Below are 23,456 nucleotides of genomic sequence, written 5' to 3'. Positions count from 1 at the left end.
TGCTTATAAATGTCGATGATTGTTGATAAAGTTAAGGTAAAAAACTAGGTGTTTTGATAGTAGTGTAAACTACTTTATTTTATAGCGAATACGTTTTCTTCCAATTTGAAGTAAATAGTAATTATTTAATGAACTCATGTTACAAAGTCGTCATAATTATGACCTGCTGAGAAACTGCACCCGTTAATCAACCATGGAAAAATATTGAAATATCTGAATTATCCCTACAGTACTCGAGTTATTTATAGCTTAATTTCTGTGTTTATGTTGGTTAGTACCTTTAAAGTACAGTCAGCAGAACCCGACGCTAAGCTAGGTACTCACCTTAATATTATTGGCGTGGAAGCGGCCTTTAAAACTAATATTTTGCGTAATTTAAGTACTAATGAAAATATTATTCCCCTGTCTTTGCTGGGCTTTCCACAATCTGACTCTTATATTTTAATTAAAGCTCGCAGCGCATTGCAAGCATTGGGCTATTACCAACCTACGTTAACCTTGGCCGACGATAAACAAGGCAAAGCATTAACGGTTGAATTACAAGAACCTGTGCGCTGGAACAGTACTAGTATTGTGCTCAACTGTGAGACTGAAGTTGAGGAAATATCAAAACTTGTTGGTAAACATCCTTTTTTAAAAGGCAAGGTAATTAACCATGGTGAATACAGTCAATTTAAATCAACGATAGAACGGGTATCACAAGAATTAGGTCTGTTGAATGCAACATTTACCGCTAGTGCATTAAATGTCGATATCGCAAAACATCAAGCGAATGTTAAGTGGATATTCAACTGCGGGGCTCGTTATACCATTAAGAGCATTAGCATTGAGGGGACAGTTTTATCTCATGACTTAGTTAATAGTTATTCAACTATTCGCCCAGGTGACGCATACAGTCAGCTCGATATTATTTCAAGCCAGCAGGCACTTAATCGTTCTGGGTTTTTTAAATCAGTGGTTGTTGAGCAATCTGTTAACCATGTGACCCATCAGGTCGATATTAACCTTTCAATAATTGATACTGAGAAATATGAACTGAAAACGCTACTGGGTTATGGTACAGACAGTGGAGGAAAGCTAGGTGTTAGTTGGCGAAATAGACGGGTAAACAATAAAGCTCATCAATATGTTGCTTCGGTCGATTTTAATAAAGTAAAACTAGATAATGCTGATATACACGCAACATTTCAATATGAAATACCGTTAGATAAAGCCAGTAGCAAGTGGATAAATCTACTGAGCTATGAAATTAAAAATGAGGAAATAGGCCGTAGCAAAATACTCACCTTAGAATCTATTTTAGCGAATAAAATTGATCTTCATTGGTCAAGTCAATGGTCAATTGCGATGGCACAAGAGCAATTAGAGTCTGAGGCAGATGTAAATCAGAATCTTAAATATATTGTGCCTTCATGGCAATTAAACTACTACAGTGTTACTGATCCCTTTTCAGCAATTGAAGGTTGGCGTTGGCAAAGTACTATTCGTTTCAGTAGCGAACAACTGAGCAACCCTGATATCAAGTTTTTACAAACTGACCAAAAAATAAAACGTATCTGGTCGTTAAATGACGACTGGCGTTTGTTGTTGCGTGCTAGATTAGGCACAACTTGGATGGATACTGAAGAATTTAATCGTTCCATGCCGTCTACCTATCGTTTTTTTGCTGGTGGTGATGTCTCTGTCAGAGGGTATGAACATCAAAGTTTGTCGCCCATCGATAATGAAACCCCTATTGGCGGCAAACACCTATTATCCTCAGGCGTTGAAATTGATTATTTGTTTAATGAAAGCTTTCGTTGGGCGATATTTACCGATCAGGGTAATGCTTTTAATGACTGGAAAGATTGGGAATTGCAAAAGTCAGTGGGCACAGGTTTAAGGTGGGTAACACCTATTGGTGCCATTCGGCTAGACATTGCTAAGGCACTTGATGGTAACAAGGGGTGGCGCTTTCATATTACTATTGGGCCGGATCTATGAACTACTTCAAAAAGAAAGCAATGTTAAAGTGGTTCAGCCTAGTGTCAACCGTGTTAATTGCTATTGTACTGCTAATACTGACATGGCTTTATACTACTGAATCAGGTTTGCAGTGGTTAGTTAAACGCGGTGCACAATTTCAACCACAAGCTTTGAGTATAGGTAAAGTTAGCGGCACATTAAGCTCGCGCATATATTTAACAGAGCTTAATTGGCAAGAACCTGGGACAACTTTGCACGTTAAAGATATCGCAGTTGACTGCCAATGGCTGACTTTAATTGATAGGTTAGTAACTTGCGATAACATCAATTTAAGCTCGTTAGATGTGTCAATAATTAGCGATAAAAAGACGACCAATCCACAAGATGCTTTACCAGAACTTAGCACAGTACAATTGCCGGTTGAAATCAAAGTTAAACAAGTTAGTATTGCCGCTATAAACTATAAAGCAACGACACCTGAAATAACGTCAGCTAATGAAAATACACCTGAAGCAAGTGTCCAGTACACTATTACTGCGCTAGACGTAAAAAAAATAGCACTAGCAGGCAGTAAAGCGAGTGTCAGTGCCTTAAACCTTACCTTTGATGATCATAAAATTTCGGTATCTGGCTATATTGATATGCGCAAAAAATGGCAACATCAGCTGGCAATTAATGTCCAAGGGTCAAAACTTTCTGCCAACGTCAAATCAAAAGGGCGCTTAAGCGAATCATCAAAATTCACCTTGAAATTGCAATCACCTAATCAATTGCTGGTAACTAGCGATTGGTTTTATAATCAAGGTTTGTTTTTAAAAAATGGCAAATTAATAGCTGAAAAACAACAAGTAGCATTGGCTAATGAAAATCTCTCTGTCGAACAAGTCAAAGCAAATTTTGCACTTACTTGGCCTAAATTAACGGCTAACTTGCAAGCACAAGCAACTTGGCAAACGTTTGAACCTATTACGGTAGATGTGAGTACAGAACTCGCGAGTGTGCTTGATTGGCGTTCGAGTGCAACAGCTACTTTGTTATTAAAAAGTGAGCTCAAAGAAGCACAGGTAGCCTCATCTATACAGCAAGTATTTCCTGATGCGATTAATAACGATAGTTCAGCGGTAAAGCAATCATGGCCAGTTCTAGCCAATCTAGATATGAACATCGAGCAGGGCGCTTTTAAGTTTAAAAGTAATGAAATTATATTCGGTGAGTTAACCGCTGCATTACAAGGCGAGCTAAATGTTGATAATCCAAACACTGAAAACTTATGGCTAAAAGGGCACGTTGAAGGTCGCTCATTAATATTGGAAAATGCGCTGCAGGTTAATAATATCAAAGCAAGTTGGCAAATAGAAAAGCTGAAGTCTACTTGGTTGGTTACCAGCGAAGGTAAAATAGAACAGCTAGCTTTGGCAAGTTTTGACGGTAAAAATATTCAATGGTCAATAGATTTAGGCAAACGCTGGTTGGCGGACATGACAGCAGACTCTTTCAATATAAGTGATAACGCTGTGGCGGTGCCGTCATTAAAGTTTTCTGGATTACCAGAAAAACATCATTTACTCGTCAGCGCAAAATTAGCAGAAAATACATCGGTTAATTTAACCCTTGACGGCCAACTGTTGCAAAAAAACACTAAGCCTTTGACCCTCGATAGTGATTTAGCTACTACTATGTGGCAAATCGATAACCTTGAGTTTGAGGCGCTAAATCAAAAAGAAACATTTTTAGTCGCGTCTGAACAACTAAGGCTGAGTGCTGATACGCAGCGCATTAAAAATCTATGCCTTAGCGGTAGTGGTAAATTATGTCTTAACGCTGAGAATTCAAATCAGCAGTGGTCAGCTGATTTGTTTTTCGAACAATGGGCAGTGTCACCGGTTTTTGAGCAACTCCAAGCATGGCAATCAATACTACTCGCACAACCGCAAAGTCATTTACAGGTAGTTGAAGGAACTGTGACGGGCAACTTAGCTTTAGTAGGGAAAGGTAAACAATTGGAAAAGGTTAGTGCCAATATAACAATTCCTAGTTTTAAATGGCAATCTTCACAAGTTCAAGTGCATGCACAAGCGTTAACGCTAAGTTCCCAGCAGCAGCAAAATAACATTGCAATAACCACACAATGGCAAACTATAAATACCTTGGTAAATTTACCACAGTGGCAATCTAATATTGTTATGCCTGAAGGTCAGATCTTGATGTCGATTACGCCGGACTATAAAGTCGATTTTGATCTAGAACAGACTGATATTACTTTAAGTATTCCGGATGAAAACAGTAAAGATGAAACGGCGTTATCAAAACGCATACTAACTATCGCACTGGTGAAGCTGCAAGGTAAATGGCAGCAAGATAAAGTAAACACGAGTTTGAATATCCGCTTACCCGGCGTAGATGAAATAACGGCTGAACTAAACAGTGATTGGCCATTGGTTGATTCTGCTAACATTGGTGGTGACTTATCACTTAATATAAAAGAGTTTGACTGGCTCAAGCACTGGCAAAAAAGTATTGATAAAATAGATATCAGCTTAGTGCAAAACTTTACTTTAGCAGGTACTTGGCAAAAACCGTTATTTGACGGAGAGGGTTCGCTTGCTATTAATCAATTAATTATTGATGAATATGGCTTAGATATCAGTAACAGTAAAATAAAGTTAAGTAGCCAACAAGACAGCATTATATTATTGGGTGAACTGCAAAATCCGCAAGGAGCCTTAACAATTGCTGGCGATGCAAAGTTATCTTCGCCAATAAAAGCTAATCTAACTGTTGAAGGGCAACAAGTTACCCTCGTTAATAATAGTGATAATAAATTAATTGTTTCGCCGACGTTGAAGGCAAATTACCAAGACAATTTCTTAACGGTTGACGGGAACTTGGTTGTTGACCAAGCAGATATTAAAATATCGTCTTTGCCAAAGCCAGCTATTAATGTGTCAGAAGACCAAGTTATTGTTGATGAAAAAGCCTTAAGCGTAAAAGACTCTCCATTCGATTATAATATTTCGCTAACTCTTTCAGCAGGTAATAACGTTCGAGTCAGCGGCTTTGGTTTATCAAGTGAAATACAGGGCAACTTATCCTCAACACTGCTTTCGGGTCATCCTTTAACCCTTAATGGTCGTTTAGATTTAAAAGATGGTAAATTTGAAGCTTATAAACAAACCTTAACTATTGAGCAGGGACAATTACTGTTTCTTGGCACGGCTGCAAACCCAAGTATTCAATTTCGAGCAATTCGGATAGTTGATGATATAAAAGTTGGTATTATTGCTGATGGCACATTGCAGAAACCGCGCTTAACCTTATTCTCAGAGCCAACGATGGCAGATGAAAATGTATTGTCATTACTAATTACCGGTCGTAATTTAAACTCTTTATCACAACAAGAAGGTAATGCATTGACGAGTGCAGCCATCAGCTTAGGTGTGGAGAGTGCCAATAAATTAGTGCAAAAAATTGGTGATCAATTAGGACTTAAAGATGTCGAATTTACCAGTAAAAGCGGCAATAATGGTAACAGTACTCGAGTTGATATTGCTGCGAAAATTAATGACCGCTTAAATGTTGGTTATGGTACCAGTATTGATTCTGACAGCGGCGTTCAAGCAGGCTGGAGCATAGAATATAAACTTTCGCCGAGTATATCTTTTGAAGCGATCAGTGGAGATGAGATAAGTGCTAACATTAACTATAAAAAGCAGTTTTCACCTGCCAAAGATACAAAAAAAGACAAAGACAACGATTAACGTGCCACATAAAATAAAAAATAAAAAGGTAACTTATGTCAACAGATCCAGCTGAGCAGACCCCAGAAGCTTTAGTAGCCGCAGTAACTGTTCCTCAACGTCATCCATTTATTAATTGGTTATTAGCCATTCTAATAGCGGCGCTTGGGATCTATTTATCAATAATACAATTTGCTGGTTTGGAATGGCTTTCTCGCAGTGGTTGTTTAATTGCAGTACTGGGTGTTTGGTCGGGATTAGGTGGCATAATACAGGAGCGATTATTAATTGGCCGACTTAATTTTCATCATCGTATAACACTGGCTCGCGCTAAAAGAAAACTTCGTAAGCTAAAAGTATCTGCCGAAAATATAGAGAACGAAATTCAAATCATAGAAGACGACTTTGAAGAAAAAGCGGAGAAAATATTACAAGCCGTTAGATTACAACTTGGCATTCTCGAAGTCTCTTTACTTATTACCGGTACCTTGTTGTGGGGGTTTGGCGATTTATTTTTTATATTGAATATGTAGAGTTTAGTGCATATAAGTTAACAGTAATTGATGTGACTAATGAAAAACCGTTAGTATATTCATCAGTCACATCCTCAGCTCATTTAAGGGGTATTAATTAAAACTATATCGCATTGCTGATGGCTGATCAGCGCTGAAATTGTTGAGCCATTGAGCCACTTATCAAATAAACTGTGCTCTCTACAACCTAGTACAATTAAATCTATTTTATTGTTGTCAGCGTAGCTTAATAAAGCATCTTCGGGTGTTCCGCGAGTAAAGGTTAATAAATTCTTTGGACATTTTACTGTTTTAGCGAAACGATAAATTTGTTCTTTGTGCAGAGCTTCGATCTTTTTTTCATATTCAATCGCTAAAGGTGGGATGTGAATAACGTGTAATAAAAGTGGTTCGGTTTGCTCGCTGGCTGAGCTCCAATGCCTCATAAAGTCTACGACGTTTCGAGCTGATATATTTTCCTCATCATCTTCATGAAAAGGGTCAATTGCCCCTATTGCTTTACCATCAGAAAACCACTTTTCTTGATTTAATATAAATATTGTACTTTTATTGTCACTAATATACTGATTATCAGCCGAGGTAAGACCTGTCTTTGAACGAATAATAACCGTTTTATCGAGACTGTTAGCGTTGTTGTTCAGTTGTTTTGACCAGTATTTGTCCTTGCAGATATTAATGCTACTTTTCGGAAAGTACTTTGTTATTTTAAGCCCGATTTGAGCAACTTTGCTTTGATGACTTGCTTGCAAATCATCTGAAATATCGGCCAATTCATTAGAAAAATAAAGACGATCAAAAAATCGTTGATGATGATGTAAATACCAAACAACATTCGCTGAATATTTATTCTGCAGTTTGGTTATTTTAGCAAGAATGGCATGAGTGACTTCCAAATCTGACAAAACAATGTGTAATGTTGTCATGAAACGTTCCTTGGATGGTTAATGGGTAACAGCCAGTTTATAAGCGGTATTGGGTATATACACAAGTGACTTAAGATAGCATAATCTATAAATATATAAAGATTTTGTTGAAAGACATTGTTAATTGAAAAATAAGCTTAATTTTGAGATTATCATTAGTAAATAATCGCTTTTTAATGAGTTAACGCGCAAGTAAAATAGAGAAGATAAAATGGCTAATAATGCATGGTGGGGCGAGTTTACTTTTAGCCTTCAACAACAACGGTGTTGGCAACTTGGCGAGAGAACCATCATTTTAAAACGCCTAGAAAATGAATGGAATAGCTGGAATTTAGAAACTGATACTGAAAGTGACGAGCCCATGGTTGTTGGTGAACTCGATGATAATTGCTGTATTGAGCAAGCAAAGTTTGGCCGGTATTTACAACAACATACCTCAGAAAAAGTACAGGTATTACCGTTATTAGCTGACCGTTCTGTGGTGGCGCGCCCAGATACTCCGCTAACTTTACTGGCAGGCGAAAAGGCAAGGCTTTACGTTAGCACGCCAATTTGGTTCTCTGCTAAATTAGAGCCTAAAGGTGAATGTTTGCTTGATTTACCTTTTTGGCGACCCTCTGACTCATGGTTTGGTCCCTCTACCCGAGTTGGACAAATATGTTACGCAAAATATACCGCGGCACGCATTCAACTTACGAATATAGAAAAACGTCCGCATCGAGCAATTACGCCGATTAGTGTAATTAATAACCATGACCAACCTTTAACAATAGAACGTATTAATGTGCCGGTAACATTATTGCATTTGTATGCCGATGAAGAGCATCAACTTTGGACAACGGGCATGTCGGTTCATCGAGGGAGTCATGTAGACAACGTAGAATTGCACCTTGACAAACATGCACCGGTTGAAGCGCTATCTTCGACGTTAATTAGTAACCCGAGAGTCGCAACCGGACAAAGTATACTCATACGCAGTATTAGTAGTTTATTTGCTTAACAAAGAGAATTATTGTGAAAGATATCGTAGCGTTTATCGAACTTCTTAAAGCCTCGCATTTATTTGCATTGAGCCAAGCACTTTTATTATTCATTATTGGTTTTATCTTTGCTCGATTAATCAGTAGTGCCGTAGTAAAAATTGTAAAACATAAAATGACTGCTCATGGTCAATTATTTTTGAAAAGGTCAATTTTTTACAGTATTTTAGTTTTGGTGACTATTTCAGCGTTAGATAACGTAGGTATTGATTTAAGCATATTACTAGGCGCTGCGGGTATTTTTACCGTGGCCTTAGGCTTTGCGTCGCAAACGTCCGCTTCAAACTTAATCAGTGGTTTATTCCTGATGATTGAGCGGCCATTCTCTATTACCGATGTTATCAAGGTAAATGACATTACCGGTGAAGTCATTTCTATCGATTTACTCTCAGTAAAGTTACGTACATTTGATAATTTATTTGTCCGCATTCCCAATGAAAGTATGATCAAAAGTGCCGTAACCACTATGACTAAATACCCGATTAGACGTGCTGATTTAAAACTGGGTATTGCTTATAAAGAAGATATAGAAAAGGTACGGAAAATACTGCTTGATATTGCGGCGAAAAATTTAATTTGTTTAGAAGAGCCAGCCCCTGTTTTCATCTTAACGGGTTTTGGTAGTTCATCGATCGATATTCAGTTTTCTGTGTGGGCAAGGCGAGAAAATTTTCTGGCTTTGAAAAATAGTATGTATACCGAGATAAAGAAGGCTTTTGATCAGCAAGGCATTGAAATACCATTCCCTCATGTTAGTTTATATGCAGGAACGGCAACTAAGCCATTTCCTGTGGCTACTACGCTTGATAAAGGTACTGAAATTGGTGACAGTGAAAAGTAACTGAGCACCTTGTATAATCACAATATAATGCAGTCTTCGTTGTCATAAGTAAAACGGCTATTGCAGCATAGTCAGCGCTAGTTGGCATTATTTCGCTAGCACTAAAATCGTTGGCGTGTAATAGCTAGTTGATTAATTAGTTGCTCATTTTTCCTTATGAAAAAGTAGCTCACTTAATTAATCAAATTGGTATAAATTACTTTAGCGTTTAATTATTACATTTTGAAAATACTTTCTCTTAGCGGAGCTAATCGTGCTAATAATTCGTTTTGGATAGGGTAGCTAATATCTGATGCATCCATAGCGCCGATAAAAAGCTCAACAAAGTGATTAAATTGGTTGGTATCAATATACATGCCTCGATGAATATCTTGCATCGTATCACCATTATATTCACATGGCCCATCGGTTATGTGGCATAAATACACCGAGAGTTTCTCTTTAAAATGGGTCACATTACTTTGGGCAAAATGCGAAAAAATAACTTTATCTTGACCAATAATATTGACTAAATTATTAATGATCATATCAATTGCAGGCTTTTCACCAATTTTTTGATACAGACTTGGGGTGCTCTCGTTATTAATATTGTTAGGTGAAGAGCAAGATATACATCCTGTAATCAGTATTAAAATTAAGAATTTAGTTACTTTTTTTATTTTCATTATAAATACCACATAGTAGATAAATACCAGCCAGTTTGCTTGTCAATGGCAGCGATACGACCTAAATCTACATAGGCCAACGTAACGCTAAAATGTTTATTTGGAAACCAGGCCACAAAAACATCTTTCCAGTGATCTTCGCCCAAATTTAAGTTGTCAGGCTTTTGTCTAAATTCAACGCCAACGGCTAAATGTCGGTTTAATAAAACAGCGGTAGATGCCTCTAATTGAATTTTTTTATTTTCATTAGCGCCACCAAAGCCCAATAAACCTATTTGGTTACTTTTGGTATGTCTTGCAGTTATGTTCCATAACCAATTGTATCCGTTAATAAAACCTAAATGTAATTTGCTTGCCGCTAGGTAAACATCGGTACCTGAATCTTTTTCTGCACCCAAAGCAAAGGCGATATCACTGGTTTTTAATTGTTTCGATTGAATGCCTAAACTCACTTGAGGCAAAGTAGAATAGACTAAATCACCAAATAAATTAATCTTAGCGCCAATAATCGTTTGTTTTAAATCAAGTTTAAGAGGGGTCACCTCAAAGGTTTGTTTGGCATACGACAATTCTATTTTGTCATATAAATTTGCTTGTACACCGCAACTGTTTAAAGAAAAGTCTTTAACGGTTACACGGCTGCATGCGGCACTAATCGAGATGCTTTCTTCGGTAGCGTAACCGGCTAATTGTGCCCAAGGTACAATACCGCCACCACCTGAACCTTCAATTTGAGAAACTCCTGGTGTGGCAAGAATTTTACCTTCGGCTAAACAATTAGCAGAAAATACAGTAAAAAAACAGGCATAAAGTAGGGGAGATAATTTATTCATAAGTGTTTAACCACGTTAGTAAGTCTGCTGACTTTATTGGACGAGAAATAAAGTAACCTTGCACGTGGTTACATTTCATCTCTGCAAGCATATCTAGAGACGCTTTATTCTCTACACCTTCAGCGACCACACTTATACCTAGTTTATGGCTTAATTCAATAGTAGATTTAACGATGAATTGGTCTTTTTCAGATTTATCTAGTTCGAGTATAAAAGCTTTATCTATTTTTAACTCATCAATAGGCAATTGTTTTAATTTACCTAAAGACGATTGACCAATGCCATAGTCGTCGACAGAAATCTGTATACCGGTCTGCTTCAATTGCTTAAGTCGACTGACCACTAAATCTTCGTTAGTCATAATATCGCGTTCGGTTATTTCTAAAGTAATCAGCTTAGGGTCAATTTTATATTGGGAAATTTTTTCAAAAATATAATCAATAAAGTCGGCATGAGCAATATCTTGTGCTGAAATATTTATAGCAACTTTGAGCCTTATATTCTCAGTAAGCCACTCTTGCTGCTGTTTAAGCACGGTATCAATTACCCACTGGGTTAATTTGATTATAAGACCTGATTGCTCAGCTAGATGAATAAACAACTCAGGAGAAACAAATTGTCCGTCAGGCTTTATCCAGCGAATGAGCGACTCTACTTTTTCTATTTTTCCGTTATCTAAATTTAGTTTAGGTTGATATACCATGAACAATTCGCCGCTATCGTGTTTCATTGCCTCTCTAAGTTCTTCAAGTAAGTTTAATCGCTCTAAATACGCTTCATCCTCACCATCTTTGTAGGCCCTTATCGTTGTGTTTTCATGCCTTGCTGCTTCTAAGGCAATGGTGGTTCTTCTTACTAACTCTTTAGCATTGCTACTGCGTTCTGGGAAAAGGCAAGTGCCGATACGATAATTTAAATTCAGCCAGAGTTTATTAACTTGTAATGGTGCTCTTAGCTGCGATAAAAATTTTTCAACGATATCGTCATAACTTTCATTATGTTCTATGTTGATCACCAAACAGAACTCGGTACCCGAAAATCGACCTACCATAATGGTTTTTTCTTGGTAAATACTTTTAATACGCTCAGCAATAGCTTTAAGCGTAATATCGCCTATTTCAGAGCCTAAACTATCGTTGATACGTTTAAAATATCGCACATTAATTGCCATGACCAATAATGACGTCTGTTTGTCGTGATCATGTGCGGCCATATGTTGCGTTAGTGTTTCAAGAAATGTCGCGCGATTATAAACATCGGTTAACGAGTCATGCTTGGCCTGATAATTAATTTTAATTTCACGCTGTTCAATTTTTCGGCCCATTTTAATAAAGCTGGTATAAACCTTTAAAACTTCAACACTACCTTCAGTCATCATTCCGCTGTGCTCATACTTACCTTGAGCAAAGTCGCGACTTAAGCGCGTTAACTGATGCAGTGGTTTAGTTAGATTTTTGGCAATCAAACTACTAGCAAAAGCAGTAATAGCGATGATTAACAGTGATATAAACAAGGTAATGGCGACTAACTTATCAAGCTCGATATAACTTGGCGTTAAATCTACAGATAGTTGCGCAATATATGTCTGATGGTGAGTATTAGTAAATGCTATTGCTTTATTTTCATAGAGTTTTCGTTCAAACAGCAACCATGAATTATCCGTTTTTCTAAAATGTTCGGTATGACTAGTATCGGTATAGGGTAAAGTTGAAATGATGAGGCCGTCGTTATAAAAAAAACTAACTTCAATAGCCATTAATCTTTTTAATTCGTTAACGAAAGCCTGATCTATTTGAAAACCTATTATGGAGTACGCAATGGTTCTTGGTGCATCTACGGGTAAAACAATAAGTTGATATAAATTACCACCCAATAACATTAACTGGGTTTTATTTAAGTTTTGTTTTACGTTAATTAAACTTTCAGTAAAGACCGAGTCAAAGGTAAGCTGGTTATTACTTGAAGATATAATATTATCGTTTAAATCACTCAGTACCATTAAACTGGCGTTAATTCGCGAGCTATGATTGTCTAATACACTGGCGATTGTGCCTTTGTCCCGGGTCGCAACTGCTTGCTTAAAGCCAAAGTCTGCTGTTAGCACTTTTGATGCAGTCAGCAATAATTCTTCTTTGGCCTGTAAATATTCTATTAAGACATTTTCAGCACTGGTAATTCGTTGGTCTATTTGTTGACTATGTGAGGATATTGATTTCCAAATAGACACAGCTAATAGACTGGCCACGGTCAAAATAACCAGTGACACACCCAGTAGAGTAATTTGCCTACGTAAAGAAGTTTTATTCGCCATTCTGATTAAAAATACTTTGGAATGTATTTCTTGGTTCAGGTGACTGAACAACGAGGTCAATAACAAATAACGCGTTGTCGTTTGCTTTTTTGGTTATGTCATCATAAGTGATATTTTTAATGCTAGTAAGTGCACTGGCATGCCAGACATTCACGCTTTCATATTTAACCGTATTATCGAGTGTGGCTAAACCTTGCTCATCTGTCATTAATACATATTTTGAAGTCGCAATATAAATGTAACCCACCATAGAGTCATGTATGTTGCAGCCTAAGACGGCAACACCGGCATTATTAAATTGTAAAGGGGCTTCTGGTCTTCCTGAGTAAAGTTTTAATTCAAAAGGGTTTACTGAGGAAAATGAGTAAACATGATGCCTGATGTTGTCACTGTTGGGGAAGTCAACAAAGTCGCCTTGGTGAATAACCAAAACGTCAGGTTTAAATAGCTTATCAACCTGATCCATAATTAACGTTTTTGGCCCAGACACTAAAGATGTTGAAGCGGAATTTACCGTGAATTCTAAAACCACATTTTTAAGCGGTAACCCTTGTTGATCTTGAACTAAAAATGAATCGGCGTTTGCTTGAGTGCAAAGTACTAAAATCGCAAGGGCCAATTTTGAAATATTTAAAAAGCGATTTTTCATAAATTCCTTTTAAAACTATGTTTTTGTAACACATGAATAAGTATGTTTCATGAGGATATTTAAACCAATTTTATTCAATTATTATGACTATTAAAATAACTATTGAAAAATTAAATCAACTGCTTAAGGTACAGTGCGTTAGGCTATACCTTGAAGATCAGATTAAGTTTTTACATAACAAAATGCAATCAATATATTGTCTCTAAGTCTGTGTAATACTTCACAAAGGTAATTTGACTATAAAACGTGTCAAAGATAAGTTTTTTCTATACATTCAGCGGTTAAAGGTTGAGAAAAGTAATAGCCTTGTGCACGCTGTATATTAAGTTGTTGGCAGAAAGCTAAGCTTTGTTTATTTTCAATGCCTTCTGCGACTATATCTAACTCCAATGAGTGCAGCATAGCTGAAAGTCCTGCTACTAATGCTCTGGCTTTGGGTTGCTCAGATGCTAGTATTAACGATTTATCAATTTTTACTGTATCAATAGGAAAATTTTGTAAATGTGATACTGAAGAAAACCCACTACCAAAATCATCTAATGCAATTTGACAGCCTAAATCACTCAGTGACTCAAGTACGCCAACCGCTTGCTTACTATTGTCAAGTAAGGCAGTTTCGGTTAATTCAAATTCTATTAAATTAGCTGGCACATGATACTTTTCTATCATGTTTTTGATGAAACTAACCAAGGTTTTATCAGCTAATTGTATACTTGATAAATTTATGGAAATGGTAAAAGTTTTACCGTTGCGTAAATTCCATATTGATAGTTGATATATGGCTTGTGTTATAACCCAACGGCCAATATCAATAATGGCGTGAGAGCATTCAGCGATAGAAATAAAACTATCTGGAAAATGCAGTTTATTTTGAAAACTCCATCGAATTAACGCTTCAAAACCAATAATGTTTTTAGTCGCTGTTTCAAATATGGGTTGGTAATGTAAGACAAATTCATTACGCTCGACAGCACCAATTAAATTAGCTTCAATTTGGTATCGTTGCAGAAACTGCGCTTGCATCTCCTCTTCAAAATAACATATTTGATTTCTACCCGATTTTTTCGCGCGATACATCGCAATATCAGCATATTTAAGTAACTCATTGGCGACAGTACTGTTGTTAGGGTAAATGGCGATACCAATGCTGGCGCCCATTTTAATTACGATATCTGAAATATTAAACGCTTCATCTAAACAAGCTAATATCCGCTTGGATACTCTCGTTACATTGTCGACGTTATGTAAGTTACTTAATATAATGGCAAATTCGTCTCCACCTAAGCGTGCGAATACTTCATTGCCACGTAAACAATGATTAACTCTTTGTGCGACTTGTTTCAATATTTCGTCGCCAACATCGTGACCATGCGTGTCGTTAATATACTTGAAATTATCAAGGTCAAAGAGGATAAGTGCTAATGTGGAATTATCACGCGGTTGTTGCGTTATAGACAAATGCAATGCTTCTTCAAAAGAATAACGATTAGCCAACCCGGTTAAAGAGTCCTGCTCTGCGAGTTTTTTTGCTTGGTGATAACTATGGTGGAGTTTTTGTTCTAATTCAAAACGAGCTTGAGCTTGTAAAATTGCACGTTGTAACCTCGATGTAGTTACTTCTGATTTCAATAAAAAGTCTTGAGCACCCGCTCTGACACATTCTAATGCTAATTCAGATTCTTCAGAGTTACTGAGCATAATAATTGCAACATTATTATCTAACGATGCATTACGTAATTCTAATAATAACTCAATACCGTCACGTTGTGGCATGCGATAGTCGAGTAATATCACATCAAAATTTTGCTCTGCAAAAGCAGCTAAACCTTCATCAACCGACTCAGTTTCAACAAAGTGGCAAAGGGTGGTCGATTGATTTAATGTTCGCTTGATACTTTCGCGATCGACGATATCATCATCAACAATTAAAATATTCAAAGATAACTCTCTTTTTGTCATGGTAATTACATCGAGCTGAATGATTTAGCTCTCTGGAAAATGGACTATTTTCCAATAGCCTTTGAGCATTTTTACGATATCTAGAAAGCCTTCGCCTACTTGCTCTTTTACAAAGTAACCCGCGATATTTTTTTTGTAACTGGCCGTCATATCTTCATCAGATTTTGAGGTGGTTAAAACAAAAACAATACTCTTGGCAAATTTCGGGTCTTGGCGAATTTCATCTAAAAACTCAAAACCATTTAAACGCGGCATTTGTAAATCAAGCAAGATAATATACGGTGACGGTACTGCGCCGCTGCGCAACATTTCTAATCCTTCAAGGCCGTCAGTTGCTCTTATTATCTCATTGCCAATACACATTTTTTTAAAAGCACGGGTTATAGACATGGCGTCAATATCGTCGTCTTCTATTAAAAATAGCGTTACTTCTTTTGTTTTTTCACTCATTTTATTATCCGTTGAACTCATTTAATACCATTGCTAAGTTGATTATTTCTCCGTTGTTATTGGCCATAATACCACTATGGTCGTCCCTGTAGTACCGTCGGACTTGATAATTAAACTGCCACCATAATGTTCAATAGTTTTCTTTGATAACGACAAACCCATACCACTGCCTTCAACTTTATCTCTCGGTCGTAAAGTTTGGAACATTTCTACTGCTTTTTCAAATAACTCGCTTGGGATACCCGGACCATCGTCTTGCACACTAATATGATGCATGTCGTCAACGACTTTGTAGTGAATTATGATATGGCCAGAAGATTTATCGTGATGCTTTATAGCATTTGAAATGAGATTTCGTAGCACAATTTCTATAGGTGTTTTAGGTAGAAGTAATATTTGCTTTTCTACTGATAAGGTAAACGTTGTTGGATGATCTAATAAGCTAAAAATCTCATGAGCTGTTTCTTTTAAATCTACTGGCTTAGGTTTAAATTCTTGACGGCCAATACGGGCATAATCGAGTAAGTCATCAAGTAATTTATTCATTCTTTCACTGCGATTATTCAACAGTTTTAAGTGTTCTTTAGAGCTGTCTGGCAATATATCTTCACAGTCTTCACCGATCCAGCTGACTAATTTTCGCATGGCATTTAGCGGCGACTTTAAGTCATGCGATGCTACATAAGCAAATTGTTCAAGGTCTTGGTTTGACTTAATTAAACGTTGAGTTTTAATTTTTAGCTCTCGGGTAATTTCGTCCGCGTAGAGCAGTGCTTGTTTGTTTGATCTCGAAAGTACAATGAATAAAGCTAAAAGTAAAAGGTCAATTAAAACACCACCAGCTAAGATAAAATATGGCTGACTTGAGCCAGAAGCTTCGCGAAAACTTAAATTTGAACTGATAGTAAATTGCCAGATACGACCATAGAAACCTACTTCAACTTTATCGATAAACAGGGGGTTTGGATCTATTTTATCGGCAAGTGAGTTATTCCTATCATTATATAATAATAGGCCCGTGTCGCTAATTTTTAAGGTAACATGTCGCTGGTCAACAGCAAGCGTACCCGAAATAAGTTTAGACATAATAAAAGGTGCATAAGCTACACCTTGAATTGACGCTCGACGAGTATTGACTGAATTATGCGGCAAGCCTTTTTTAAAAAACGGCGCGTAAAAGAGAAAACCAGGCGTTTTTTTCGCATCTTGCACGAGAGTAATGGGGCCGGTTAATTGCGCTAAACCGGTATCTCTTGCTTTTTGGACACCAAAGTACCTATTTTCTTCAAACGCTATATCTAACCCTACAGCTTGTTCATTTGTAGCCATTGGCTCTATAAAAGTTATGGGCCAAAGTTCATGCTCATTATGTGTTGGGTGGATGAAAAAGTTGGGTCTATTTTTTTGATGCTTTGCAATAAAGCTATTTCGTTGCTCAGCTTTAACATTATAAATTAAGCCTAAACCGTTAATACCAGGGTAGGTTTTGTCTATTCGAAGACTGTTACTATAGTTTTCCCATTGCTGATTAGTAACATCATTTTCGCTCGCATCAACATGAGCAACAGCTCCCCATAATGCGTGCTCATATAACTGCATTCTCTCTTTAACAAGTTCTATAACGTGCAAAGATTCGCGCTCAAAACGCTCAGCTATTCTTTTATTAACTTGCTCGGATGCAATATACCATGCACCAACCGTTAATATGGATGACAGCGCTAGTATTAACCAATGAATACCGTGAAATTTGCTCGAGTCAATTAACTTCTGACGTTCAATATCCGCATGATTCACTTCAGTCGCGTTATTTTTCATTAAATGTCTCTCGATCTACTGTGTTAATTACTTCAGGTAAATATACCTGCCTGTCCTTGGTGCAAAATAAATACACATACTACAAGCCTGATCAATGTAGTTAAATTTTATTACCAGTTAAGGGTATTCATCTAAAATTTAATTTATGTTGATGAAAATACATCAATAACAAAGCTAACTATATCACTAAGATAATATATAAATCAGCGTATTACTAGACTATTGATGTTTATAATGATGTGGTGAGTGTCACTGCTAACAATAGCTGTATTCTGCTGAGTAGTTATTAAACAATAGAAATACTTTTATAGTAAACTTACCTAAAATACGGACAAACTAAGCAGGTAGATCATATGATAAGTTTAAATTCATAGGACTTTGGCAACGACAAAACTTAATTTAATTCTGCTAAGCCGGTCCACTTTGCTTGCAGGCTTATATCTCTGAGATTTAATTAAAAAAACTATTAGTTTATATTTTTGTTACAGCAACTACTTTAACAAAATTATTTAATTAACCTGAGTAAATTAATACGTTTGATAGCTTGACGAGAATCACTATAATAGTTCATATACTTGATCTACTGAGCAATAAAATGAAAACCAAACGTGCTATTAACATCAATTTAATCAGTGTTGTTATTATTACTATAGCGCTTTTAATCTCTGCGACTGTTTTTGCGTCAACTGAAGATGCTAAAACTAAGGTTCAGGAGGTATTTAGTCAGGTTGAATCTGCACTGATTAAGTTAAAGCAAACTGAAGCATTAACCAAAACTAATATTAGAGATGTTTTAAGTCAGTATTTATTACCCGAGCTTGATGCTCGATACTTTACTTACAAAGTGCTAAATAAAAATATGCCTAAGGTGCCAGATGAGCTTAAAGAAGCTTTTATAACTGAATTATCTCTGCAGCTTATTAACACCTACAGTAATTTATTAAATAAATACAATAATGAAGTTATTCATGTTGGTCAAAGCACACTTTCTAAAAGTGGTAAACTGGCGATGGTAGATGTCACGATTGTTGGAAAAACAAAAACGAATAAAGCGGTTGTAAAATTATTACAGTCCAATGAGCAAGCCTGGCTGTTTTTTGATATTGAGGTTGAAGGCATAAGCTTATTGCAAACTAAGCAAGCAGAAATAAACGCAAGTTTTAACAAGCTAGGTGTAGAAGGCACCTTGTTACATTTACAGAAAATCAATCAAAAAGTAGTTGATGGTTAGATAACGTTTTTTGAGTATCAACTTTAGCTTACTTAGCTTAAGTTGATAACAATGCAAACAATCATTAAGCACTAGTAAGGTCATTATTATTTTATATCTTGAAACTATTATCGAATTTTTATTAGAGAATAAATTTTTATTAACCATATTATTTATTATTGCTTTTTTTGTCGTCAAAGCAATCATAATCAGGTTGATAAAAAGAAAGTCGAAGAAGAGTAAAAGATTAAAGATTAATATGGTAAATAATATATTTACCTTATTAGTTATTGTTTTTATCTTTAATATTTGGTCGAGTGAAATTCAAAAGTTTGCTTTTTCAATCGCCGCATTTATTGTCGCTATCGTACTTGCCACCAGAGAGTTTATTCAATGCTTTATTGGCTTTATATATATTTTATCAAGCCGTCCTTTTCGTATTGGTGATTGGATACAGGTAGGCAAGTATTATGGTGAAGTGCACTCTAATGACTGGGCAAAACTCACCCTTTTAGAGGTTAATAAGCACGATTATCAATATACAGGTAAAACCTTATATGTGCCAAATAGCCAGCTAATTACCTCAGTCATAAAGAACCTTAACTTTTTAAAGCGCTATGCAATGCATCACTTCACTATCGTGCGAGACGATAGCGTTAATCCCTTTATTTTTATTGATACGCTGCATGAAAAGGCAAATTTATACTGTATTGAATTTAAAGAAGTGGCTATGCGCTACAATCAATTAATAGAAAATCGTTTAGATATCAAGATTGCTGGTCCTGAGCCTCATATTCAAATATCTACTTCTGAGCTTGGTGATACACAGGTGGTATTTTCAATTTTTTGTCCAACAGAAAAAGCGCTTGGGATAGAGCAAAAATTGACCGCTGATTTTATGGCACTGTGGTTCGAAAATAAAAAAAATAGCTAAAATTATCAGTTTTGAAGTGTCTGATTTGTTATAAATTATAATTTTAGCAATGTCATAATACGATGAGTAAAACAGGCAACAATAGCGTTGTTTATTGCACTATTATCGTACTACGTATATCGTTTATTAGACAATATGGGGGCGGTTATTGTTTTGAATACGAGTTATTCAAATTAACACCTAACCGTTGGTCGTTTCACAGCTAGTTAATTGGTAACAATGAATATTAATTAGCTGTGAAACGGTTTATGCCGCTTTATTTAATCCGCTTGTACTTCACTTTTGATTAACTTTAATGAACCGTCAATATGAATGTCACGTTGCGGGTAGGCGACCACAATATCACTTTCTTCAAATAACTCTTCCAAGCGAAACCTTACGTTACTTTTAGATATTCTTAAGCCACTTTCAGCTTGTGAGCTTATCCAAAAGGTAACCTGAAACATTAAAGCATTATCGCCAAAGTCATCAAATGTAACAACGGGCTTAGGCTCTTTTAATACTTCAGTTTGCTCGGTTGTTGCTTGCATAATTAACTCGGCAACTTTTCTAGCTGGCGAGCCATAAGCAACCCCAACAGTCACAGAACATCGAACAAACGGGTCTACTAAAGTCCAGTTAACCACGGTATTTTCTAATAATTTACTGTTAGGTATTAATAAATGCACTCCGTCTACTCGTTTTATCCGTGTCGAGCGAGTATTAATTTCTTCAACAAGCCCTTTAGTTTCTTCAACTTCTAAAAAGTCGCCAATACGGATAGGGCGTTCCCACATTAAAATCCAACCACTGATAAAGTTGTTGATGATGTTTTGTGCACCAAAACCAAAGCCGATTGCAACGGCACCAGATAAAAATGCAAAGGCGGCTATCGGCACATTGATAAAGTCTAATATGCTGATGATGATGACCGTTATTGCAATTACGAATAAAATTCGTTCCACTAGATGAATGACATTAGGATCGGTTTTTTTATTTCTTAAGCGCTTACTGATTAACCTAATTAACCACTTACTTAACAATAAACCGATCCCTATGAGTAAGGGGATAAAAAGAATATCCCCTAATGTCACTAGTTGATCTGATACCGTCATCACGTTGTAAGAGAGTACAGCTTTAATTTGTGCTATTGCCTGTTCAATTGTCATACAAACGCCTCAATAAAATTTAATAAGTTATGAGCTTACAAATACTTTTGATGGATCAACAAGGAATTTAGTACCTATGGCTTCACGGCCAAATAACATTAAATAACTCATGTCTGAGCGGTCGGTTAAGGTTATTTCAATTGGCCAGAGTGTTTCACCTAGTTGTACCGGTGTTGATATTACATATCTTTGCTCGGAGGTACCATTTGAAGATTTAACTCTTCTGATGTCATGTATCGGTGCTTCACAAGAAACTATTTCATCAACATTGTAAGCATCAGGGTGCAGGTCAAACCTCACCATTATTTTGCCATTTTTTTTAAACTTAACAATGTTGTCGACATGTAGAGAGGAGGTTTTAGCTCCTGTGTCTACGCGCACCTGTATATCTGCTATTGCTAACTCAGGTAGCGCAATTGTTTCCAAACGGCCTATAATTGCTTTTTGCTTTTTAGTCATATTACGTTACCCCTCTCACATGCTGCTTTGCGGTAATAAGTTGTCCTGAGAGCTCTCTATTTGCTGGGAGATATGTTTATCATCTTCTTCAAAATAGGCAATATGGAACATAGCTTCCCCTTCTTGTACCAAAGGAATGTTTTGTTGACCAATTAATATACCGGCTCTACTCGCTTTAACTACATCTAAAATGTCGCCATAGGGGCTACCAATTTCAGCTAAAATATCCCCTTTTTTAATTTGGTCTCCCAACTTAACGCGATGATTAACAATACCACTACCATTTGCTCTTAACCATTGACTACTGTTAGCAACAAACGGCTCGATTACCTTTTTACGCGTAGTTGACGCTTTACGCATGCCTAAATGTTTTAGCACGTTAGTAATGCCTTTCATGCCAGCACGAATTGAATACTCATCAAAACGCAATGCTTCACCGGCTTCATAAAGTAGCACTTTAGTTTTATGTTTTACGGCTGCTTCCCTTAAAGAACCATCAATAATGTTGGAATTCAATACAACGGGTACGCCAAACACCATGGCAAGCTCTTTAGTATCTGCACAAGACAAATCAGCGCGAATTTGCGGTAAATTTGAACGGTGAATTGCACCTGTGTGTAAATCAATACCGTAATCACAATGCTTAACAATTTCATTAAGAAAAATGTGTGCTATTCGGCCGGCCAAAGAACCTTTCGCTGAGCCTGGGAAACAACGATTAAGATCTCTGCGGTCAGGCATATAACGGCTTTGGTTCACTACACCATAAACATTGACCATAGGTACCGCTATTACTGTTCCATGGGTGATCCTAAATTTCTTTTCGCTGATCAAGCGACGGATAATTTCAATACCATTTAATTCGTCACCATGCACGGCAGCACTTATAAAAATTGTCGGGCCCGGTTTTTTTGCTCGAATAATATGAACAGGTAATGAAACGTTAGCATCGGTGTACAGTTTGGCGACAGGCAATTCAATTTTGCGCTGTTCACCGGGTAATATTTCAAACTCACCAATCTTTAATATATCCTTCATATTAGTTACCCTTTACCGCGAGTTTTATTGGCATGTGGCTTGGCATTTTTTTCTAAAAATTCAAAAATCATACCTGCAATATTTTTACCTGTTGCTTTTTCTATGCCTTCTAAACCAGGAGAAGAGTTAACCTCCATCACCATAGGACCATTCTGTGAACGTAATAAATCTACACCACACATGTTCAAGCCCATTGCTTTTGCCGCACTAATCGCTGTATCACGCTCAGCTTTTGACAATTTAACCACTTCAGCACTGCCGCCGCGATGTAAGTTTGAGCGGAATTCACCTTCAGCGCCTTGACGTTTCATGGCTGCTACAACTTTACCGCCAATAACTAAACAACGTATATCAGCACCGCCAGCTTCTTTAATAAACTCTTGCACTAAAATGTTAGCTTTTAAGCCCATAAACGCTTCGATAATAGCTTCTGCAGCTTTTGCAGTGTCGGCTAAAACTACACCAATACCTTGCGTACCTTCTAATAATTTAATTACGACGGGTGCGCCACCCACGTTTTTAATTAAATCTTTAGCGTTATCTGGCTTACTAGCAAAACCCGTACGCGGCATACCAATGCCTTTACGTGACAATAACTGTAATGAACGTAACTTATCGCGTGAGCGACTAATAGCAACAGACTCATTAATATTAAATGTGCCCATCATTTCAAATTGTCGAGCAACAGCAGTACCGTAAAATGTTACTGAAGCACCAATGCGAGGGATAATAGCATCGTACATCGGTAACTCTTTACCGTGGTAACGTACTTTTGAATTACTACTGGTGATATCCATATAACAATGCAAAGTGTCAATAACATCAACTTCATGACCCATGGCTTCGCCAGCTTCTTTTAAACGTTTTGTAGAATATAGATTTTTATTTCTTGATAAGATTGCAACTTTCATAATTATATGTCCGACTTTCCCACTTTTATAAATAA

The 23,456-nt window shown here is 36.7% G+C and carries 19 protein-coding genes; 7 read left to right on the top strand and 12 right to left on the bottom strand.

Translation table 11 applies throughout. The features are described from left to right. Positions 1-204 precede the first annotated feature (204 nt). Genes B5D82_RS19100 through B5D82_RS19090 form a run of 3 tightly spaced genes read left to right on the top strand, consistent with a single transcriptional unit; the run spans position 205 to position 6,235 of the window. Positions 205-1,983 carry an autotransporter assembly complex protein TamA gene (locus B5D82_RS19100; RefSeq protein WP_157673940.1) on the top strand — a complete coding sequence of 593 codons (1,779 nt, stop codon included), beginning with the start codon at positions 205-207 and terminating at the stop codon, positions 1,981-1,983. 20 nt (positions 1,984-2,003) lie between these two features. Then, a complete protein-coding gene (locus B5D82_RS19095; RefSeq protein ID WP_157673939.1) occupies positions 2,004-5,723 on the top strand; it encodes a translocation/assembly module TamB domain-containing protein in 3,720 nt (1,239 codons plus the stop codon). A 35-nt stretch (positions 5,724-5,758) separates the two neighbouring features. Further along, entirely contained in the window at positions 5,759-6,235 is a 477-nt protein-coding gene (locus tag B5D82_RS19090; protein WP_081153986.1) for a hypothetical protein, read from the top strand. 83 nt (positions 6,236-6,318) lie between these two features. On the opposite strand, the gene B5D82_RS19085 is transcribed toward B5D82_RS19090, so the two are convergent. After that, positions 6,319-7,158 carry a universal stress protein gene (locus B5D82_RS19085; RefSeq protein ID WP_081153984.1) on the bottom strand — a complete coding sequence of 280 codons (840 nt, stop codon included), beginning with the start codon at positions 7,156-7,158 and terminating at the stop codon, positions 6,319-6,321. A 211-nt stretch (positions 7,159-7,369) separates the two neighbouring features. Here B5D82_RS19085 and B5D82_RS19080 point away from each other — a divergent pair, with 211 nt between their 5' ends. Both B5D82_RS19080 and B5D82_RS19075 read left to right on the top strand, forming a co-directional pair. Beyond that, a complete protein-coding gene (locus tag B5D82_RS19080; protein WP_081153982.1) occupies positions 7,370-8,158 on the top strand; it encodes a hypothetical protein in 789 nt (262 codons plus the stop codon). Positions 8,159-8,172: 14 nt separating this feature from the next. Further along, the gene (locus B5D82_RS19075) at positions 8,173-9,039 is read left to right on the top strand and encodes a mechanosensitive ion channel family protein (protein WP_081153980.1); all 867 of its coding nucleotides are present in this window, start codon (positions 8,173-8,175) and stop codon (positions 9,037-9,039) included. 215 nt (positions 9,040-9,254) lie between these two features. Here B5D82_RS19075 and B5D82_RS19070 read toward each other — a convergent pair whose 3' ends face one another. The 7 genes from B5D82_RS19070 to B5D82_RS19040 all read right to left on the bottom strand — a co-directional run bounded on the left by B5D82_RS19070 (position 9,255) and on the right by B5D82_RS19040 (position 17,721). After that, the gene (locus B5D82_RS19070) at positions 9,255-9,704 is read right to left on the bottom strand and encodes a group I truncated hemoglobin (RefSeq protein ID WP_081153978.1); all 450 of its coding nucleotides are present in this window, start codon (positions 9,702-9,704) and stop codon (positions 9,255-9,257) included. Continuing rightward, complete coding sequence (locus tag B5D82_RS19065) at positions 9,704-10,537, bottom strand: DUF3034 family protein (protein ID WP_081153976.1); 834 nt, start codon at positions 10,535-10,537, stop codon at positions 9,704-9,706. Before B5D82_RS19065 ends, B5D82_RS19070 begins: the two co-directional genes overlap by 1 nt. Next, the gene (locus B5D82_RS19060; protein WP_081153974.1) at positions 10,530-12,848 is read right to left on the bottom strand and encodes a bifunctional diguanylate cyclase/phosphodiesterase; all 2,319 of its coding nucleotides are present in this window, start codon (positions 12,846-12,848) and stop codon (positions 10,530-10,532) included. Before B5D82_RS19060 ends, B5D82_RS19065 begins: the two co-directional genes overlap by 8 nt. After that, a complete protein-coding gene (locus B5D82_RS19055) occupies positions 12,838-13,497 on the bottom strand; it encodes a methylamine utilization protein (RefSeq protein WP_081153972.1) in 660 nt (219 codons plus the stop codon). The genes B5D82_RS19060 and B5D82_RS19055 overlap by 11 nt, the downstream gene beginning before the upstream one ends. A 249-nt stretch (positions 13,498-13,746) precedes the next feature. Further along, positions 13,747-15,435: a putative bifunctional diguanylate cyclase/phosphodiesterase gene (locus B5D82_RS19050; protein WP_081153970.1), complete on the bottom strand. Its 1,689-nt coding sequence runs from the start codon at positions 15,433-15,435 to the stop codon at positions 13,747-13,749. A 45-nt stretch (positions 15,436-15,480) separates the two neighbouring features. After that, on the bottom strand, positions 15,481-15,906 hold the full coding sequence (locus tag B5D82_RS19045) for a response regulator (RefSeq protein ID WP_081154620.1): 426 nt from the start codon (positions 15,904-15,906) through the stop codon (positions 15,481-15,483). Positions 15,907-15,948: 42 nt separating this feature from the next. Continuing rightward, positions 15,949-17,721 (bottom strand): CHASE domain-containing protein, encoded by a 1,773-nt coding sequence (locus B5D82_RS19040; protein WP_081153968.1) that lies wholly within the window; start codon positions 17,719-17,721, stop codon positions 15,949-15,951. A 595-nt stretch (positions 17,722-18,316) separates the two neighbouring features. On the opposite strand from B5D82_RS19040, the gene B5D82_RS19035 reads away from it, so the two are divergent. Beyond that, positions 18,317-18,952: an MlaC/ttg2D family ABC transporter substrate-binding protein gene (locus tag B5D82_RS19035; RefSeq protein ID WP_081153966.1), complete on the top strand. Its 636-nt coding sequence runs from the start codon at positions 18,317-18,319 to the stop codon at positions 18,950-18,952. Between the two features lie 238 nt (positions 18,953-19,190). Then, a complete protein-coding gene (locus tag B5D82_RS19030; RefSeq protein ID WP_094122834.1) occupies positions 19,191-19,865 on the top strand; it encodes a mechanosensitive ion channel family protein in 675 nt (224 codons plus the stop codon). Positions 19,866-20,125: 260 nt separating this feature from the next. Here the strand turns inward: B5D82_RS19030 and B5D82_RS19025 are convergent, their stop codons facing one another. Genes B5D82_RS19025 through rimK form a run of 4 tightly spaced genes read right to left on the bottom strand, consistent with a single transcriptional unit; the run spans position 20,126 to position 23,421 of the window. Next, a complete protein-coding gene (locus B5D82_RS19025; RefSeq protein ID WP_081153962.1) occupies positions 20,126-21,013 on the bottom strand; it encodes a mechanosensitive ion channel family protein in 888 nt (295 codons plus the stop codon). Positions 21,014-21,040: 27 nt separating this feature from the next. Next, the gene (locus B5D82_RS19020) at positions 21,041-21,472 is read right to left on the bottom strand and encodes an ATP-dependent zinc protease family protein (protein ID WP_081153960.1); all 432 of its coding nucleotides are present in this window, start codon (positions 21,470-21,472) and stop codon (positions 21,041-21,043) included. Between the two features lie 15 nt (positions 21,473-21,487). Continuing rightward, the gene (locus B5D82_RS19015; RefSeq protein WP_081153958.1) at positions 21,488-22,510 is read right to left on the bottom strand and encodes a succinylglutamate desuccinylase/aspartoacylase family protein; all 1,023 of its coding nucleotides are present in this window, start codon (positions 22,508-22,510) and stop codon (positions 21,488-21,490) included. A gap of 5 nt (positions 22,511-22,515) precedes the next feature. Continuing rightward, positions 22,516-23,421: a 30S ribosomal protein S6--L-glutamate ligase gene (gene rimK, locus B5D82_RS19010; protein ID WP_081153956.1), complete on the bottom strand. Its 906-nt coding sequence runs from the start codon at positions 23,419-23,421 to the stop codon at positions 22,516-22,518. Positions 23,422-23,456 lie beyond the last annotated feature (35 nt).

The sequence above is a fragment of the Cognaticolwellia beringensis genome, assembly GCF_002076895.1.
Classification (GTDB): Bacteria; Pseudomonadota; Gammaproteobacteria; order Enterobacterales; family Alteromonadaceae; genus Cognaticolwellia; species Cognaticolwellia beringensis.
This window is presented reverse-complemented; position numbering and strand designations above follow the sequence as displayed.